Annotated in this window: 11 protein-coding genes; 3 read left to right on the top strand and 8 right to left on the bottom strand. The window is 72.9% G+C overall.

Annotated features, from left to right (window positions below; translation table 11 throughout):
• Positions 1-69 precede the first annotated feature (69 nt).
• The 8 genes from ACWCWD_RS16830 to ACWCWD_RS16865 form a co-directional block, all read right to left on the bottom strand.
• The gene (locus ACWCWD_RS16830) at positions 70-843 is read right to left on the bottom strand and encodes a class I SAM-dependent methyltransferase (protein ID WP_450773564.1); all 774 of its coding nucleotides are present in this window, start codon (positions 841-843) and stop codon (positions 70-72) included.
• A gap of 60 nt (positions 844-903) precedes the next feature.
• On the bottom strand, positions 904-1,650 hold the full coding sequence (locus tag ACWCWD_RS16835; protein ID WP_450773565.1) for an SDR family oxidoreductase: 747 nt from the start codon (positions 1,648-1,650) through the stop codon (positions 904-906).
• Positions 1,647-2,543, bottom strand: a complete 897-nt coding sequence (locus tag ACWCWD_RS16840) for a TauD/TfdA family dioxygenase (protein ID WP_450773566.1) — start codon at positions 2,541-2,543, stop codon at positions 1,647-1,649. The genes ACWCWD_RS16835 and ACWCWD_RS16840 overlap by 4 nt, the downstream gene beginning before the upstream one ends.
• A gap of 66 nt (positions 2,544-2,609) precedes the next feature.
• On the bottom strand, positions 2,610-3,872 hold the full coding sequence (locus tag ACWCWD_RS16845) for an aspartate aminotransferase family protein (protein ID WP_450773567.1): 1,263 nt from the start codon (positions 3,870-3,872) through the stop codon (positions 2,610-2,612).
• Positions 3,873-4,003: 131 nt separating this feature from the next.
• Positions 4,004-8,395 carry an AMP-binding protein gene (locus tag ACWCWD_RS16850; protein ID WP_450773568.1) on the bottom strand — a complete coding sequence of 1,464 codons (4,392 nt, stop codon included), beginning with the start codon at positions 8,393-8,395 and terminating at the stop codon, positions 4,004-4,006.
• Entirely contained in the window at positions 8,392-8,958 is a 567-nt protein-coding gene (locus tag ACWCWD_RS16855; protein WP_450773569.1) for a DUF6309 family protein, read from the bottom strand. Before ACWCWD_RS16855 ends, ACWCWD_RS16850 begins: the two co-directional genes overlap by 4 nt.
• A gap of 20 nt (positions 8,959-8,978) precedes the next feature.
• Complete coding sequence (locus ACWCWD_RS16860; RefSeq protein ID WP_450773570.1) at positions 8,979-9,827, bottom strand: phytanoyl-CoA dioxygenase family protein; 849 nt, start codon at positions 9,825-9,827, stop codon at positions 8,979-8,981.
• Positions 9,828-10,248: 421 nt separating this feature from the next.
• Positions 10,249-11,760 carry a cryptochrome/photolyase family protein gene (locus ACWCWD_RS16865; protein ID WP_450773571.1) on the bottom strand — a complete coding sequence of 504 codons (1,512 nt, stop codon included), beginning with the start codon at positions 11,758-11,760 and terminating at the stop codon, positions 10,249-10,251.
• 327 nt (positions 11,761-12,087) lie between these two features.
• On the opposite strand from ACWCWD_RS16865, the gene ACWCWD_RS16870 reads away from it, so the two are divergent.
• The 3 genes from ACWCWD_RS16870 (at position 12,088) to ACWCWD_RS16880 (ending at position 17,214) form a co-directional block, all read left to right on the top strand.
• Complete coding sequence (locus tag ACWCWD_RS16870; protein ID WP_450773572.1) at positions 12,088-13,029, top strand: ABC transporter ATP-binding protein; 942 nt, start codon at positions 12,088-12,090, stop codon at positions 13,027-13,029.
• A gap of 71 nt (positions 13,030-13,100) precedes the next feature.
• Positions 13,101-14,465, top strand: a complete 1,365-nt coding sequence (locus tag ACWCWD_RS16875) for an ABC transporter permease (RefSeq protein ID WP_450773630.1) — start codon at positions 13,101-13,103, stop codon at positions 14,463-14,465.
• Positions 14,466-14,469: 4 nt separating this feature from the next.
• On the top strand, positions 14,470-17,214 hold the full coding sequence (locus tag ACWCWD_RS16880) for an alkaline phosphatase family protein (protein WP_450773573.1): 2,745 nt from the start codon (positions 14,470-14,472) through the stop codon (positions 17,212-17,214).
• Positions 17,215-17,350: the final 136 nt, after the last annotated feature.

Genomic DNA, 17,350 nt, shown 5'->3' on the forward strand with positions numbered 1-17,350 from the left:
GGGGCCACCCGGGCCGGTCGGGGGCCACCCCGGCCCGGGAGAACCGGCGGCCCGTCAGCTGTTCCGCGGTCAGCGGACCGCGACCAGGACGCTGTCGTCGCCGCACTGCCAGACGGTGGCCGCGGTGGAGAACCCGGCGTCGCGCAGGAGGCCGACGTGGTCGGCGGCCGTCAGGCCGTGGGGTTCGTTGAAGGTGCGGCGGGCGATCGGGGAACGGGCCCGGGCCTCGGCGAGGGGGGCGAGTTCGGGGGCGGACAGGAAGATCTTCCACCAGTCGGCCCACTCCTCGCTGCCCCGACGGCCGGTGCGCTGCCCGCGACGGGCGCGGATGTGGCGGCCGAGTTCGAACATGTAGGGGTCGGCGGCGGGGGGACGGATGTCCGCGTCGACGAAGACCCCTCCGGGGCGCAGTCGTTCGGCCAGGGAACGGTAGAGCGTGACGAGTTCGTCCGGGGCGAGCCAGTGGAGGGCGGTGGAGGACACGGCCGCCTGCCAGGAACCGGCCGGGCCGATCTCGTCGGCCCAGCCGGGCACGGTGAGGTCGCGCTCCAGGAGTCGTACCGGCGTACCGGAGACGGCTTCCTCGCCGAGGCCGAGGAGGAGTGGGTCACCGTCGACTCCGACCGTGTCGGCGTCGGGGAAGGCGCCCGCCAGGCGGACGGCGAGGGAGCCGGTGCCGCAGCCCAGGTCCACCAGGCGGGGCCGGGAGAGGGTGCCGGCGCGTTCGAGGGAGTGGGAGACGATGTCGATGACGACCTGGAAGCGCTCCTCCCGGTCCGGGCTGTAGCGCTCCTGTTGTTCGTCCCATCGTCGCAGCCAGGTACGGGCGGTCTCGCCGAGCATGTTCGCCTCTTCCGGTCGGTGGAGCGGGGCTGGGGTACGAGAGGTGGGGGCGGTCGCGGATCAGCCGCGCCCGACGAAGGGCATCGTGGTGGGCAGCACGGTGAGGGACTGCACGTTGGTGGTGACGGGCAGGGAGGCCATCAGCAGCAGCGCGTCGGTGAAGTGGGAGACGGGCAGGGTCGCCTCCACGGCCGTGCTGCCGTCCGCCTGGCGTGCCGCCGGCTGCGGGGCGCCGTCGGTGGGGGCCACGTTGCCGACGTCGATCTGCCCGCAGGCGATGCCGTGGGCGCGGCCGTCGAGGGAGAGCGCGCGGGTCAGCCCGAGAACCGCGTGCTTGGCGGCGGTGTAGGCGACGGAGTGGGGGCGGGGCGCGTGCGCGGACGGGGCGCCGTTGTTGATGATCCGGCCGCCCTTCGGATCCTGCTCGGACATGACGCGGAAGGCCTCCCGCGAACAGAGGAACGTGCCGGTGACGATCGTGCCGAGGACCCGGTTCCAGTCGTCGAACGCCACCTCGGTCACGGGGACGCGGGGCGCGGGGGCACCGGCGTTGTTGAAGAGGAGGTCCACCCTTCCGTACCGGTCGGTCGTGGCGCGGAACAGGGCCGCCACCTCGTCGGGGCGGGTGATGTCGGTGGGCACGGCGAGGGTGCGGCCGGGTCCGGCCGGTGACAGCGCGGCGGTTCCGTCGAGGGCGTCGGGGCGCCGGCCGGCCAGGACGACGGTCCAGCCGGCACCGAGCAGCGCCAGGGCGGCGGCACGGCCGAGCCCGCTTCCGGCGCCGGTGACGACGGCGACGCCACTCACGCCGCCTCCTCGTCCAGCCACAGCCGGAGGACCCGCCGGTGCAGCGGCTCGGGGGCGTCGGTGAACGGCGAACGGCCGTGCATGACGCGGCTGTTGCGGATGATCAGCAGGTCTCCCGAGGCCAGCATGACGGGGTGTGCCGTCTCCGGGCGGTTGAGGACCTCGTCGAGGACGTCCAGCGCCTCGACGCGGGCGGCGTCGAGCGGGGGCCGTCCGCCGTGCCCGGCGGACGCCCTGACCGTACGGGACTGGTAGTAGCAGGTGACCGGTCCGTCCGGTGCGATGGCGAGGATCGGGGTGTGGATGAGGGGGTTGCCCGCGCGGCCGGCCCGGTCGAAGTACCACTTCTCGCCGAGGAGGGCGAGCACGTCGGGACGTTCGTCGGCGAGCACGTCGTGGATGTGCTGGGCGCCCGCGACGCGGGTGGCGCCTCCCTCGGCGGCGGGACGCAGGCAGAGCAGCACGAGGTAGTCGCAGGTGTCGCAGTGGAAGCCGATCTCGTCCGGGTCCCCCGGACGGCGCCGGAGCACCTGGGTGAGGTCGCCGTCGCCGTTCTGCGGCACGATCGCACCGAAGTCGCGGACGAGACGCGAGGCCCGCTCGGTGACCTCCTTCTCCTGGAGGAGGTCCGCGGCGGGTTCGGCGGGGAAGAACCGGCGTACGTGGGCGAAGCCGAAGGCGTCGAGGCCGGTCCGCACCCGGGAGCGCAGGCTCGCCCAGACCGGATCGGGTTCTTCGCCCGGCCGGCCGGCGGCCGTCCAGAGGCGGTCGCGGTCCTGGTCGCTCGTGGTGAGGCACCACAGGTCGCGTCCGGCCCGGAGGCGGTCGGTGTCCCAGGAGAGCGAGGACGGGAGCGGGGGCGTCGGCGTGCTGTCGCGCGAGGTGGTGTCCATCGGGGTCCCTTCTCGTTGCTGTACGGCGTAACGAACCGGTCGTTCCCGCGTACCGTACGGACCGGCTCAGTCCCTCCCGGCGGTGGCGACGGCCTTCGACCAGAGGGTGAGGGCCTCGTCGATCTGGTCGGCGGTGACGGTGAGGGCGGGGATCATGCGGACCGTGTTGCCCCAGACCCCGCAGGTCAGCAGCAACAGGCCGAGTTCGGCGGCGGTCTGCTGGGCGAGGCGTGCGGTGTCCGGGTCGGGGGAGCCGTCGGGACGGCGGAACTCGCTGCCCAGCATCAGCCCGCGCCCCCGGACGTCGGCGACGGCGGGGTTCTCGGCCGCGACCTCGCGCAGCCCGTCGGCGAGCCTGAGGCCCTGCTCGGCCGCGTTGGCGACCAGCCCCTCGTCGCGGATCACGTCGAGGGTCGCCAGGGCGGCGGCGCAGGCCACGGCGTTGCCGCCGTAGGTGCCGCCCTGTGAGCCGGGGCGGGCGCGGCCCATCAGCTCGGCCCGTGCGGCGATCGCCGAGAGGGGGAAGCCGCTGGCCAGGCCCTTGGCCGTCACCAGGATGTCGGGGGTCGCGGCCCCGGTCTCGTACTCGTGCGCCCAGAACCGGCCGGTCCGGCCGAATCCGCTCTGCACCTCGTCGAGGACGAGGAGGATGCCGTGCCGGTCGGCGCGTTCGCGCAGCCCGGCCAGGAACCCGTCGGGCGCGGGGACGTAACCGCCCTCGCCCAGCACCGGTTCCACGACGAACGCGGCGGTCTCCTCGGGGGCGCTGGTCGTGGCCAGCACCCGGTCGAGACCGCGCAGGGCGTACGCCACCGCGGCCGGCTCGTCCATGCCGAGTTCGAAGGCGTGCGGGAAGGGCGCGACCGCGACACCCGGGATCAGCGGCCCGGAGCAGGCGCGGAAGCGGGTGCCGGCCGTGGTCAGCGCGGCGGCGCCCATGGTCCGGCCGTGGAAACCCCCGTCGAAGACGACCGCGTTGGGGCGGCCGGTGGCCTGGCGTGCGAGGCGCAGCGCCGCTTCGACGGCCTCGCTGCCGGAGTTGACGTAGAAGAGGCTGTCCAGCCCCTCGGGCAGGACCTCGCCCAGGCGTTCGGTGAGGGTCAGCAGTGGTTCGTGCAGGACGGTCGTGTACTGGCCGTGGATGAGGCGTCCGGCCTGTTCGCGGACGGCCTCGACGACGCGGGGGTGGCAGTGGCCGGTGCTGGTGACGCCGACGCCCGCGGTGAAGTCGAGATGGCGGCGGCCCTCCGCGTCGAAGAGGTACAGCCCTTCTCCTCGGACGGCGGTGACGGGGGTGGCCTGCTTCAGTACGGGCGACAGCCGGGACATGGTTCACCTCGTGGATTCGGGGGTGGTGGTGGGGCGAGTGGTGGTGGCGCGGTCCTTGAGGGGCGGGCCGTGGCGGGCGTGCACCGGTGGTCGGTGGCCGGAGGACGACGGGGGCCGGAGGCGGCAGGGTGTCAGGGGCCGGAGGGCGGCGGGGGCAGGAAGCCCGTCCCGGTGGCCCAGGCCAGGGCGGAGGCCCACCACGGATAGGACGGCGGGGCGAACCGGACCCCCAGCCGGTCCAGTGCGGCGAGGGTGCGCGTGGAGTCGGTGCGGACGTTGCGGTCCTCCAGCCGGTTCCAGGAGGCGGCCAGCCGGACCGCCTCCGGATGCCCGCCCTCGGCCCGGTCCAGCGCGGCTTCGAACGTCGGGGTGTCGCACAGTTCGATCCGGTGGCCGTACCGCCGCATCCAGCCCACCAGTTCGTCGTGGGGAACGTGGTGCGGGGTCTCCACGTGGTGGACGCCGGGCGCGGTGTGCGGATACAGCGCGAGGGCCGCGATCCCTGCGGCGACGGTGTCCACGTACGAGAACGCGAACGTGGCGCCCGCCGACCGGGGAGCCGCGCCGGCCAGGAGGTAGCCGCGCAGGGTCTGGTAGACGCGGTTGGTGGCGATGCCCGGGTGGAACGCGCCGGAGCGGCTGTGCGCGGCGACGTGCCCGCTCCGGTGGATGTGGCAGCGGCGTCCGGTGGCCGCCCAGGCGCGGACCGTCTCCTCGGCGAGGTACTTGGACCGCTCGTACGGGGTGCGGAAGTGCTGGCCGATCCGCAGGTCGGCCTCCGCGAACCGGCGGGTGGGGGCCGCCGGGTCGATGCCGCCGGACACGGCGAGGGTCGAGAGGTGGTGGAAGCGGACCGGGCCGAGTGTCTCGGAGTCGATCCAGGCCAGCAGCCGCCGTACGCCGTCGTTGTTGGTGCGCTCCAGTTCCTCGGGCGGGGCCACCAGGCGTACGTCGGCGGCGGCGTGGACGACGACCTGTGCCTCGCGGGCGAGGGCGCGTCCCTCCTCGGAGAGGCCCAGCCCTTCCCGGCCGATGTCCCCGGCGACCACATGCACCCCGGGTGAGGGGCTGCCCAGGCGGCCCGCCGCGTCGGTGTCGCGCTCACCGCGTACCAGGCAGGTGACCTGTGCGCCGCGCTCCAGGAGTGCGTCGAGGAGGTGCCCGCCGACGTAGCCGGTCGCCCCGGTCAGCAGCACGCGGGCCGGCTCGCTCAGCACCCTGCAGGACGCGGTCCGGGCGGGTCCGGGGAGCGTGCCGGTGCGCAGGAGCTGGCCGGAGGCGGAGTGGCCGAGCCGCACGGGGGCGGGTGGGGTGACGGGGGCGGAGGCGGGTGCGACGGGGGTGGCGGCGTCGGTCACCGTGCGGGCGAACCGGGCCATGAGCGCGTCCGCTTCGGGGTCGGTCATGTCCGGCCTGGCGTGGACGAGGTCGGTCACCAGCCGGCCCTCGACGATGCGGGCGGTCAGCCGCATCCGGTAGAGCGGATCGCCGTCGGGGCACCGTGCCGGACCGGGCCGTTCATCGGCGGCGGACCATCCGAGGTCCGGTCCGGCGGGCAGGCGGAAGGTGCCCAGGAAGTTGAACGCGACGTCGGGGCGCGGGCCTTCGCTGTCCATGGGCAGCCGGGGAGCGTCCCGGAGCCGGCGTTCCACCTCGGCGATGCGTGCCGCAGCGGGCGAACCGGTGTCCGTGGCGGCCGTGGGTGCCGGTGTGTCGGTCCGGACCCGGGTGACGGCGGTGAACCACCCGACGGTGTCGAGGTGTTCGCCGGTGGTGTCCCGGCCGTGCGTCTCCACCTCTACGGTGAGGGGCCCGTCGCGGCCCTCGTCACGGGCGGCGCCGTCCGCGAAAGCGGTGAGCAGCAACGCCTCCAACTTCCGTGAGCCTCCGTACCGTTGGACGAGCCGGGCGGTGGCCGCCGCGTCCAGGGACCAGCTGACCGTGCCCGGGGCCGTCCGCCGTCCGGCCCGGGACGCGGGCCGGGGTGTGCGGGGGCGGCCGGTGGGTCCGGGCGTGCTCGCCGCCCAGGCGTAGAAGTCGGCCGCGGGCGGCAGGTCCACGGGGCCGCCGGACAGCGCGGCGCGGTAGGCGTGGGCCAGGTCGTCGAGGATGACGCGCCAGGACAGCCCGTCGACCACCAGGTGGTGGGCGATCAGCGCGAGGCGGTCCTCGGTCCCGGGGGCGCCGGAGAAGAGGTGGAAGCGGATGAGGCTGCCCGCCTCCGGGTCCAGGCCGCGTTGCAGTTCGCCGCCGAGCGCGTCGATCTCCTCGGCGGCGTCCTCGGGCCGCCGGATGCGGGAGTGGCTGACCGGGTCGAGGTCGCCCGCCGGGCGGGCGGCGCCCGGCCCCTGGGGGCCGACGGGGCGGCGCAGCGCCGGGTGGCGTGCCACGACCGCCGTCGCGGCGGCGGCCAGGGCGGCCGGGTCGACGCGGGTCGCGCAGCGGAGCAGCACCGACTGGTTCCAGTGGTGGGGAAGGTCGACGTCCTGGTCGAAGAACCAGCGCTGGGCCGGTGCGAGCGCGCCGCGTCCGGCCGGGGGGACGGTGGCTGCCCCGTCGGCCTCGGCGGTGTCCGCCGGATCCGTGGCGCGTACGGAGGCGCGTACGGAGGCGCGTACGGAGGAGGCCAGCCGGCGCGGGGTGGGGTGGTGGTAGAAGTCCGCGTAGTCGACGGGGTGCCCGTGGCGGCGGAGTTGGGAGACGGTGCGCATGGCCAGGATGGAGTCGCCGCCCAGCTCCAGGACGTCGGCGTCCGGGTCCACGGCGGGCAGGCCGAGGGCCGTGGCCCACAGGTCCGCTATCTCCCGGGCCAGGGGAGACACTTCGGCACCGGTCACCGACGGGTGGCCGGCGCGCGCGGCGAGTACCGCGTCGAGGGCCGCTTCCAGTCCCGTGGCGTCCAGCTTCCCGTTGGGGCCGAGGGGGAAGTCCCGGAGCACGACGAGCGGCTGGGGTATCGAGTAGGCGGGCAGCCGGTCGCCCAGGTGCTGCCGTACGGCGTCGAGCAACCGGTCCCCGTCCGTGTCGACCGGGTCACCGGGGCTGGGCTCGTCGGTGGGCCGTACGGCGGCGAGCAGCCGGTTCCCGGTGGCGGTGGCCCGTACGACGACGGCGCAGCGGTCGACGCCGGGGACCTGCTGGGCCAGGGTCTCGATCTCGGTGGGGTCGACCCGGTAGCCCCTGATCTTGGTCTGCCGGTCGGAGCGGCCGAGGAAGACGAGGTGCCCGTCGGGGCGCCGCCGGCAGAGGTCGCCGGTGCGGTAGGTACGGGCACCGAGGTACGGAACGAAGCGCCGGCGGGTCTGTCCGGGGCGGCCGAAGTAGCCGGCGCTGACGCCGCGTCCCCCGATGTGGAGTTGTCCGGGTTCGCCGTCGGGGACGGGCGAACCGCCGTCGTCGAGCAGGTCGAGGGTCACCTCGCCGAGCGCGGTGCCGATCGGGACGGTCTCCTCGTCCGCGGGCAGGTCTTCGGCGGCTTCGGCGAGGAAGCAGGTGGCGCCGACCGTGGTCTCGGTCGGCCCGTAGTGGTTGAGGAGCCGGTGGACGCCCGGGTCGCGCAGGAGGGAGGCGCCGAGGGACCGGGGCAGCGGTTCTCCGCCGAGGATCAGGGTCCGGGGGCGGTAGGTGCCGCCCGGGGTCTTCGTGTCCGGGCGGTCGCGCCAGAGTTCGGCCATGTGGGAGGGGGTCGTCTTCACGACCGTGCAGGCCGCGTCGCGCAGGGAGGCCCAGCATGCCCGGGCGTCCCTGGCGCGCGCGTCGGCGACGACGTGCGTGCGGCCCGCCGTGGCGAGGGCCAGCAGCCAGCTGGTGTGGCCCAGGTCGGCGGCCAGGGTGGTGAGGTGGGCGACGCACGGGGCGTCCGCCCGGGTGAGACCCAGGCGGTCGCGCAGGGCCAGCGCGTAGTGCGCGGCGTTGCCGTGGGTCACGACGACGGCCTTCGGTTCACCGCCCGAGCCGGAGGTGAAGGAGAGGTAGGCGGGGTCCTCGCTCCCCGGCCGGGGAAGGGGCCGGGCGGGGAGCGAGGGGTCGCGGGGCGCGGCGAGCAGGACGTCGGGGTCGACGTGCGCGGTGTGCCGTACTCCCCCGGCCCACAGCGCCCGGATCTCCTCGCCGGAGAGCGCGGAGGTGGTGAGCACCCCGGTGGCCCGTACGGCTTCCAGGCGGCGCAGCCGGTCCGTCGGGCTCCAGGCGGTGTCCAGCGGCACCACGGCCGCGCCGGAGCGGAGGACCCCGTACAGCAGGACGAAGAGCCGGGCGTCGCGCGGGCCCAGGACCGCCACGCGGTCCCCGGGGCCGATGCCCGCGCGCCGTAGCCCGGTGGCGACCCGGCCGGCGGCGGCCCCCAGTTGGGCGTAGGTGATCGCGCGGGTGTGGTCGGTGACGGCGGGGCGGTGCGGACCGGTCTGCTCGGCCAGCCCGAGCAGACCGGTCAGGGTCGACCGGTCCGGGGGCGCGTCCCCGCGGTCCGCGGGTAATCCGACGGGCCTGGTCCGGGCGAGCCCGGACGTGGTGAGGGCCGTCATGCGGTCTCCCCCGCGCCGGAGGGCGTCGCGTCGTCGCGCGACCGGCCGGGGAAGTCGGCGAGGAAGACCTGCACCGGCGTCTCGTGGGAGAGTCTCCCCGCCACCTCCCACCCGAGCATGCGGTGCAGGCCGTCGAGATGGATCAGCCCTTCCCTGATGCGGAGACCGGAATAGTCCACGTGGTCCACAGGCCGGGTGCTCAGATAGACGGGCGTCATGGGCGTGCGGGCGAAGCGGTCGAGTTTCGCGGCGCAGACGGGATTGGCCCTGGCATACGCATCCGGATCGGCGCGGACGATCTCGGCGGCCTGGCCGACCGTCAGGCCCGTGCGGGGTACGAGTTCTCGTCGTCCCGATTCGCCGAGGTGCCAGGGCAGAACGACATCGAGAATATCGGCGCGGCCGAGTTCGGCCCGGTACCAGGAACCGAGCAGGGCGTGGGCCCGGTGCAGATTCCTCTCGCCGTCCTCATTGGTGTTGGACGCGTGCGACCGGCCGGCGGGATGGTCCTTTCCGTACACGTCCAGCACCTCCGAGAACGTGACGGATTCCAGAGTGCGCACGAGAGAACCCCTTTCCGCCGTCATCGTCCCACCACCCCTTGGAATTCGGTGAAATGCCGGTCGGAGAAAAGCTCGGGCCACGTTCCGCGGCCGAGGCCGAGCTCTTCGGCCCGGGCGAGCATGTACCGCCAGTACGGCTTCACGGGCCGCCACCGGGCGCCGGTGCGGCAGTAGGAGGCGTCGACGAAGTACCGGTCCTGTCCGGCCACGGGGGACGGGGCGGGGCGCCGGGCGTGGAAGACGGCCGAGTTGATCAGGACCGTGGATCCGCGCGGCAGGCGGTCGATCACCTCCTCCCCCGGCTGCTCGGCCGTGCCGAGTCCGGCGCGGTAGTCCTTGGCCACGTCCTCGTGGTGCGATCCGGGCAGCACCGCGAGGCTGCCCATCGCCTCGTTCAGTCCACCCAGGTAGTGCAGGGCGTGGACCATCACCAGCGACCTGTCGCCACGGTCGTTGGGCTCGTTGTCGTGGTGCCACGGCTTGCCGGTGTCGCCGGCTCCCTGCCGCTGGCTGTGCATGTGATGGTGGACGAACGGGCCGCCCATGACGTCGGCCAGCAGGCTCATCAGCGGCGGGTGGACGAGCAGTTCGCCGTGGGCGGGCAGTTCGAGTTCCAGCACGGGCGGGTGGGCGCCCGCCGCCGTACCGGTGCTGCAGGCGATGGCCCGGGCGCGCAGCCCCTCGTCCATCCACCGGTCCACCTCGGGCACCAGGCGATCCACGAGCGCGGGGGGCAGGAAGCCGGGAAGCACGAGGTAGCCGAGCTCCTCGAAGCTCTTCCGCGCCTCGATGGCCTCGCCGTATTCCACGGGTTCGGAGTGGGCCTCCCCGGCGGATTCCGTTTCGTCGATCCCGGAAGATGATCGCAAGATGTACCGTCCCCTCGCTCCAGAGGTTGAGTGCATTTCTCTTCGATTTCTCACTGTGGATCACTCGAAACGGCACGGATCGCGGGCCGGACGACACCTTCCTCCGCCGGCGGAACAGCATCCTTTCGAGCACGGGCGCCCGAGTTCGAACTCCCGACTGATCATCGGCGGGCGGAACGAAACGGGAGGCTATCTTGAGGCCATCGGGGCCGCAAGGAACGCCTTTCGGCCATGGATCACCGCCCCGACTGCCGTTCGGTAACCTCGGCCTGGGGCGGCAGAACAAGCCAGAATTGGCCGCTCGTGGAAGCGAGAAAGATCCCTGCCCGTGCCAGGGGAATATCCGGAAGCCGAAAGGGACGAGCGGTGAGTGACCGACGGGACCCCCGCGAGAGCGGGGCGCGCCCGCCGGGGACGCCCCTCAGTCGCGGCGACGGCGCTCCTGCTCCAGCAGCGCGTCGAGATCGGTGAGCCGGTCCAGCCCCCGCACCGCCCGGCTCATCCGAGCGTTGTGCTCGAACCGGTCGCGGTGGCGGTGCAGCAGGTTCCAGTACCCGGCGGTGAAGGGGCAGGCGTCCTCGCCGACCCGTACGGAGGGCTTGTAGCGGCAGGTCCCGCAGAGGTCGCTCATGCGGTCGATGTAGGCGCCCCCGGAGGTGTACGGCTTGGTGGTCATGCGGCCCCCGTCGGCGTACTGCGACATCCCCACCACGTTCGGGACCATGACCCAGTCGTAGCCGTCCACGAAACCGCGGTGGAACCAGTCGGTGACGGCCCGGGGGTCCCAGCCGCGTTGGAGGGCGAGGCTGCCCAGGATCATCAGACGCGGAATGTGGTGGGTCCAGCCGGTCTCCCTGACCTGGTCCAGGACCTGGGCGACGCAGTTCGCGTCGGTGCCCTCCGAGGACAGTTCGGTGAACCAGTCGGGCAGTCGGTTCCGGTGGTGCAGGGCGTTGTTCTCCCGGTAGTCCGGGCCGAAGTACCAGTAGACGTGCCAGACGAACTCGCGCCATCCGGCGATCTGCCGGACGAAGCCCTCGGCGCTGTTGAGCGGCACGTCGCCCGACCGCCACCGCGCCTCGGCCCGTTCGACGCACTCCGCGGGGTCCAGCAGGCCGAGGTTGAGCGACGAGGAGAGCAGACTGTGGCTCATCGTCGCGTCGCCGGCGAGGATCGCGTCCTCGTACGCGCCGAACGTGGCCAGCCGGTGTTCGACGAAGCGGCGGAGCGCCGCGAGGGCTTCGCGGCGGGTGGCCGGAAACCTGCGGGGCGCGTCCTCGCCGACGAACGCGACGTCCCCGTCGCGCGCCCAGCGGTCGAGGTCGGAGCGCACCTCCGCGTCGATGTCGCTCTCCCGGGGCCGGTAGGGAGCCGGAACGCCCAGGCCGGTCGCACCGCGCGGTGGGGGCTGCCGGTTGTCGTGGTCCAGGTTCCACCGGCCGCCGCTCGGCGCCTCGCCCTCCATCAGCAGCTCGTGCGTCCGGCGGACCCACCGGTAGAAGTCCTCCTGACGCAGGCGTTCCGTCCCCCGGCCGTCCGCCCACTTCCTGAACTCGTCGTGCGCCACGAGGAAGCCGCGCGCCGGCAGCACGCGGACGGAGGGCAGCGCGTCCACGAAGGCGCGCGCGGTGTGGGAGGTGGGGTGGTGCACGGTCACCGGGCCGTCCCCGACGGCCTCGCGCAGGCCCTGGCGGTAGGTGTCCGCCTTGACGTACCGCACCCGGTCCCCGAGCTCGGCGGCCCGGTGGCGCATCGCCGAGAGGATCAGATGGGCCTTGGCGCGGTGGAAGCGTCTGCGACGGAAGACGCTCCGGGCCTCGATCATCACCAGCGGCACGCCCCGCTCCGGTCCGCCCCGCGCCGGGTCGGTGAAGTGGGGGCCGAGCTGATCACCGAACAGCCAGTGGGCGGTGGTGGGTTCTTCCTCAGTCATGCCGGGTGCTCCATCGACGGTCCTCGCCCTGCCTCACGGCTGTCCCACAGCCTCTGATCCACCGATCAAAGCGCACGACGGCCGGGACGGTGTCCGCACACGCCGGGTGGTGCCGGAGGGCCGGAGCGGCGGCTCGCCCACCCGCGTGATCAATCCCGCACCAGTCCCGGCGAGTTCGGCGTATCGCCGGTTTCTCCGCAAACGGACGGAAGTCACCGCTGCGGCCGAGGACTGCCTTCTTCCGTTCCCGGACCGTTCAACTCCGCGCCCCTGAAGGGGCCTGGTGCCGAACCTACTGTCCTCGGAGGTCGTTCGAGGAAGGGACTCATGGACACTCTCCCCGCAATCAGGGCTCGCGGGATCACCAAGCGCTTCGGGGACGTCATCGCACTGGACGGCGTCGATCTGGAGGTACCGCAGGGGCAGATCCACGGGCTGGTCGGACCGAACGGAGCCGGCAAGACGACCTTGCTCGGCCTTCTGCTGGGTCTCGCCGTCGCCGACGGCGGCCGGCTCGACATCCTGGGTACGCCGGTCGGCCGGGCGCTCTCCGCGCCCGAGGGCGTCGCCGGGTTCGTGGACGGTCCGGGTCTCTACCCCTCGCTCACCGCACGGCAGAACCTCACCGCGCTGACCACCCTGCGTGGCGGCGGTCCACGGAGCTCCGCGGTCGACGAGGCGCTCGAACAGGTCGGGCTCACCGATGTCGCCGACGACCGCACCCGCGGGTTCTCCCTCGGTATGCGCCAGCGGCTCGGTCTCGCCGCGGCCCTGCTCACCCGGCCCCGGCTCCTCGTACTCGACGAGCCCTCCAACGGCCTGGACCCGGCCGGGAAGAGACATGTGCACGGCGTCCTCGGCAGGCTCGCGGCGGGCGGGACCAGCGTCGTGCTGTCGAGCCACCGCATGGACGACCTCGAAGCGCTCTGCTCCGCGGTGACCATCCTCGCGGGAGGCCGGGTCGTCTTCTCCGGTCCCCTGGGGCGGCTGGCCACCGAGAACCGTGAGCTCTCGTACCGGGTGCTCACGTCGGACCCGGAGGCGGCCCTCCGCGTCGCCGCGGACACGGCCGGGGTCGAGATCGTCGAGGACACCGCGAGGCGGCCCGGCGCCGAGGTGCTCCTGGTACGCGCCCTGGTGCCCGCCCTGGACGACCTGGTGGTGCGGCTCGTCGGGGCGGGCATCGCCCTGCGGGAACTCGCCCCCGTCGTGTCGCCGCTCGAAGCGGCGTTCCTCGCCCTCACCGAGCCGCAGGAGGCCGCCCGATGACCGCGACCCTCACCGACCCGCAGGGGCCGCCCGACGACCGCGCTCCCGACCGACCCGCCGGAGGCCGGCCGATGACCACGCCCCTCGCCGAGCCGCAGGAGGCCGCCGGTCCCGGCGCCCGTCCCGTCTCGGTGGGACGCGTCTACCGTTTCGAAGCGGTCAAACTCCTCTCCCAGTGGCGCGTCCGCCTGGTGGTCCTCGCCTGCTGGGTCGCACCGGCTCTCTTCGTCGCCGCGGTGAGCCGGCAGAGCTCGCTGCCCGTCGACACCCTGTTCGGCCGCTGGATGCACGCCACCGGGTGGGCCGGGCCGCTGGTGGTGCTCGGCTTCGCGGGCATCTGGGCCCTGCCGCTGCTGACCTCGCTCGTCGCGGGCGACGTGTTCGCTTCGGAGGACCGGCTCGGCACCTGGCGCCACTTGCTGGTGGCCGTCCGGTCGCCCCGGCGGATCTTCGCTGCGAAGGCGCTGGCCAGCCTCACCGTCATCCTGATCCTGGTGGCCGGGCTGGTCGTCTCCAGCGTGGCGGGCGGGCTCCTGGCCGTCGGCAACCAGCCGTTGGCGGGTCTCGACGGCCATCAGCTGACGCCGGCGGACGCGGCGGCCAGGGTGCTGCTCGCCTGGGCCTGCGTCCTCGCGCCGACGCTGGCTCTCGCCGGGGTCGGGCTGCTGGGCTCCGTCACGCTGGGGCGTTCCCCGATGGGCCTGCTGCTGCCCGCACTCGTCGCGCTGGCGATGCAGCTCGTCCAGATGATGCCGCTTCCCGTCGCCGTGCGCCTCGCCCTGCCCGGGTACGCCTTCATCGCCTGGAGCGGCCTGTTCACCGAACCGGCACAACTCGGCCCGCTGCTCGTCGGGATGGCGGTCAGCCTCGTCTGGGCGGTGGTGGCGACGGCTCTGGCGTACCTGCACTTCCTGCGGCGCGACTTCACCAACCTGACGGACGAGGGCTCGTCCCGCCGCGCGTTCACCGCCGGTGCCCTGCCGCTCGCCGGACTGCTCGCGGTGACGGTCGGGAGCGTCGCCCTGGCGACCCCGGCCACCGGGAGCGGGATCGAGCAGGACAAGGTGCAGCGCTCGGTCGCCACCTCCTTCGCCCACCTGTACCGCCTGCAGACGGAGCAGCTCCACCGCCCCGGTGTCACCGAGGCGCAGTTGAGGGCGACGGCGGCCTGCACCAAGGGCACCGTCGGGGACGGGGCGCGGGGCGCGGGCAACGACTGGCGCTGCGTCGTCTCCTGGCACCTCCCGGACGTCGAGGCCACCGGGACGGCCGTCTACCAGCTCGACGTCACACCGGACGGGCGGTACATGGCCGACGGCGACGGGCCCAAGGAAGTGAACGGCTACTTCCTGGTGCGGTCCCCGAACGGAGACACCCCGAACCCCCTCTGGCAGTTCGACGGCAATGTCGAACTGCTCGGAACGACGAAGGGATAGTTCCATGCAGGTCATACGCAGGCGCGTCGAGAAGGGCCGTTCCGGCCTGCTCGGCAGACGTGCCGGCCGGATACCCCTGACGGCGGGCGTCACCGTCCTCGCGGTCGCCGCCGCCGGCACCGCCTTCGCGACGACGCGGCAGTTCGGCACCGAGCAGGTGGGGCAGACCACCCACCAGGGCCAGGTCATCTCCAGCGACCAGTACATCGCCCCGTACGGCGACCGTCTCGTCCTCGACAACGGCAAGATCATGTCGTCCTCGGTGAGCCCCGACGGCACGCACCTCGCGGCCTCGGTCACCGACGGCGGGGCGGCGCTGTCGATCGTGGACCTGAAGAGCTGGAAGGTCCAGCAGCTCGTCGGCAACGCGGCGTCCTCCGTACCGCGCATCGGCAGCAACGCCGTGGGCCAGGAGGGCCCCACGTACTCGCCCGACGGCAAGCAGCTGTGGCTGGGCCAGACCGACGGCTACACGCGGTTCGACGTGAACCCCGACGGGACCGTCGCCAATCCGACGACGGTCGCGATCGCGGCGGACGGAGCCAAGCACGCGCTGGTGGGCGAGGCCGTGTTCTCGTCCGACGGTGCCACCGTGTACTCCGCGGTCAACGGGCAGAACCGGGTCGTCGCCGTCGACGCGGCGACCGGGGCCGTCGAGCGGAGCTGGGCGGTGGGCAACGCCCCGCGCGACCTGGTCGAGGCCGACGGCAAGCTCTACGTCAGCAACGAGGGCGGGCGTACGGCCAAGGCCGGCGAGACCACGATCAACTCCTACGGCACCCAGGTACCCGCCGACCCGGCCACCGGCGCCACCACCACCGGCACGGTCAGCGTCATCGACCTGGGCAGGCCGACGGCCGCCGTCCGGAGCATCGATGTCGGGCTGCACCCGACCGCGCTGTTCGCGAAGGGCGGCGCGGTGTTCGTCACCAACACCGCCACCAACGACGTGTCGGTCATCAAGACCTCCAGCGACAAGGTCGTGCAGACCATCGCCACCCGTCCGTGGCCCGAGGCTTCGGTGGGGTACGAGCCCGACGCGGTGGCCCTCACCGGCGACGGGCACCTGCTGGTGACGCTCGGCCGCGCCAACGCGGTCGCCGTCTACCGCTACACGAGCCCGCAGGAGCCGGTGAGTTACGTCGGCCTGCTCCCGACGGACTACTTCCCGGCGGAGATCGCCACCGTCGGAAACGAGGTGGTCGTCTCCCACACCCGCGGAATCGACGCCCGCCGCGCCACCACCGCCGCCGGTCACGCCACCCACGACACGACGTCGAGCCTGACGCGGTTCGCGCTGCCCAGCGACAAGACCGTCAAGTCCGAGACGGCCAAGGTCTTCCGGCAGAACGGCTGGACCAAGGGCGCGGTCGAGGTGGCCAAGGGCAAGGGCAAGGCGAAGCCTGTGCCGGTGCCCGCGCGGCTCGGCGATCCCTCGACGATCAAGCACGTCTTCATGATCGTCAAGGAGAACCGGACCTACGACCAGGTGCTCGGCGACATCCCCGAGGGCAACGGCGACCCGTCGCTGACCCAGTTCGGCGAGAACGTGACCCCCAACCAGCACGCGCTGGCCAAGGAGTTCGGTCTCTACGACAACACCTACGACATCGGCACGAACTCCGCCGAGGGCCACAACTGGCTGATGCAGGCCGACAACCCCGAGTACACGGAGTCCTCGGCCGGCGAGTACCTGCGCAGTTACGACACCGAGGACGACGCCCTCGGCCACCAGCGGACGGGCTTCATCTGGACCGGCGCCCAGGCGGCCGGCAAGTCCGTACGGGACTTCGGTGAGTTCCAGCAGTTCCTCACCAAGCCGGCCGACGCGAGCTGGCAGAACCTGTACTGCGACAGCAAGAACATGGAGGCGACCGGTCAGGACACCGCCTACTCCATGGTCTCGTCCTCGCCGATCCCGTCACTGAACGACGTGTCGGTCCACGGCTTCCCGAAGTTCGACACCAGCGTCCCGGACGTCTACCGCTACGGGATCTGGAAGCAGGACTTCGAGAAGAACGGCCCGGCGAACCTGAACATGTTCTGGCTCTCCAGCGACCACACCGGCGGCCCGGCGAACGCGGCCGCGCAGGTCGCCGACAACGACCTCGCGGTCGGCAGGATCGTCGACGAGATCTCGCACAGCAGGTACTGGAAGGACTCGGCGATCTTCGTCGTCGAGGACGACTCCCAGGCGGGCCTCGACCACGTCGACGGCCACCGCGCCCCCATCCAGATCATCAGCCCCTACGCCCAGCGCTCCACCGTCGACAGCCACTACTACTCGCAGATCACGGTCGTCCGCACCATCGAGCAGATCCTCGGGATCCACCCGATGAACCAGAAGGACAGCGCCGCCACCCCGATGACCGGCGCGTTCACCGCGAAGCCGGACCTCCGGCCGTTCGACGCGCTCGCCAACCGGACCTCGCTGACCGACGGGCTGAAGACCGCGCCCGCCTGCGGCCTCGACACACCGGCGCCGCAGGACCCCGCCGCGGCGGCCGTTCCGGTCGCGAAGGTGCCCGCGGACATGGAACCGCTGGCGTCGCAGTGGGACACCTGGAAGTCCCAGCAGCGCCTGACCGGCCCGAACGCCGTGCCCGACTACGCCAACCCCGCGCAGATGAATCACTTCACCTGGTATCAGACGCACAACTGGAAGCAGCCGTACCCGGGCGAGAAGAAGATCTTCGCGCCCAAGGACGTGCCCGGAGCCTACATTCCCTCGGCCGAGTCCGACGGATGACATAGGTCCCCTCTCCAGCCTCTCCGGCCTCTCCAGCGAGAGCGAGAGCGAGAGCGAGAGCGAGAGCGAGAGCGAGAGCGAGAGCGAGAGCGAGAGCGAGAGCGAGAGCGAGAGCGAGAGCGAGAGCGAGAGCGAC

Source organism: Streptomyces sp. NPDC001493 (genome assembly GCF_053597235.1).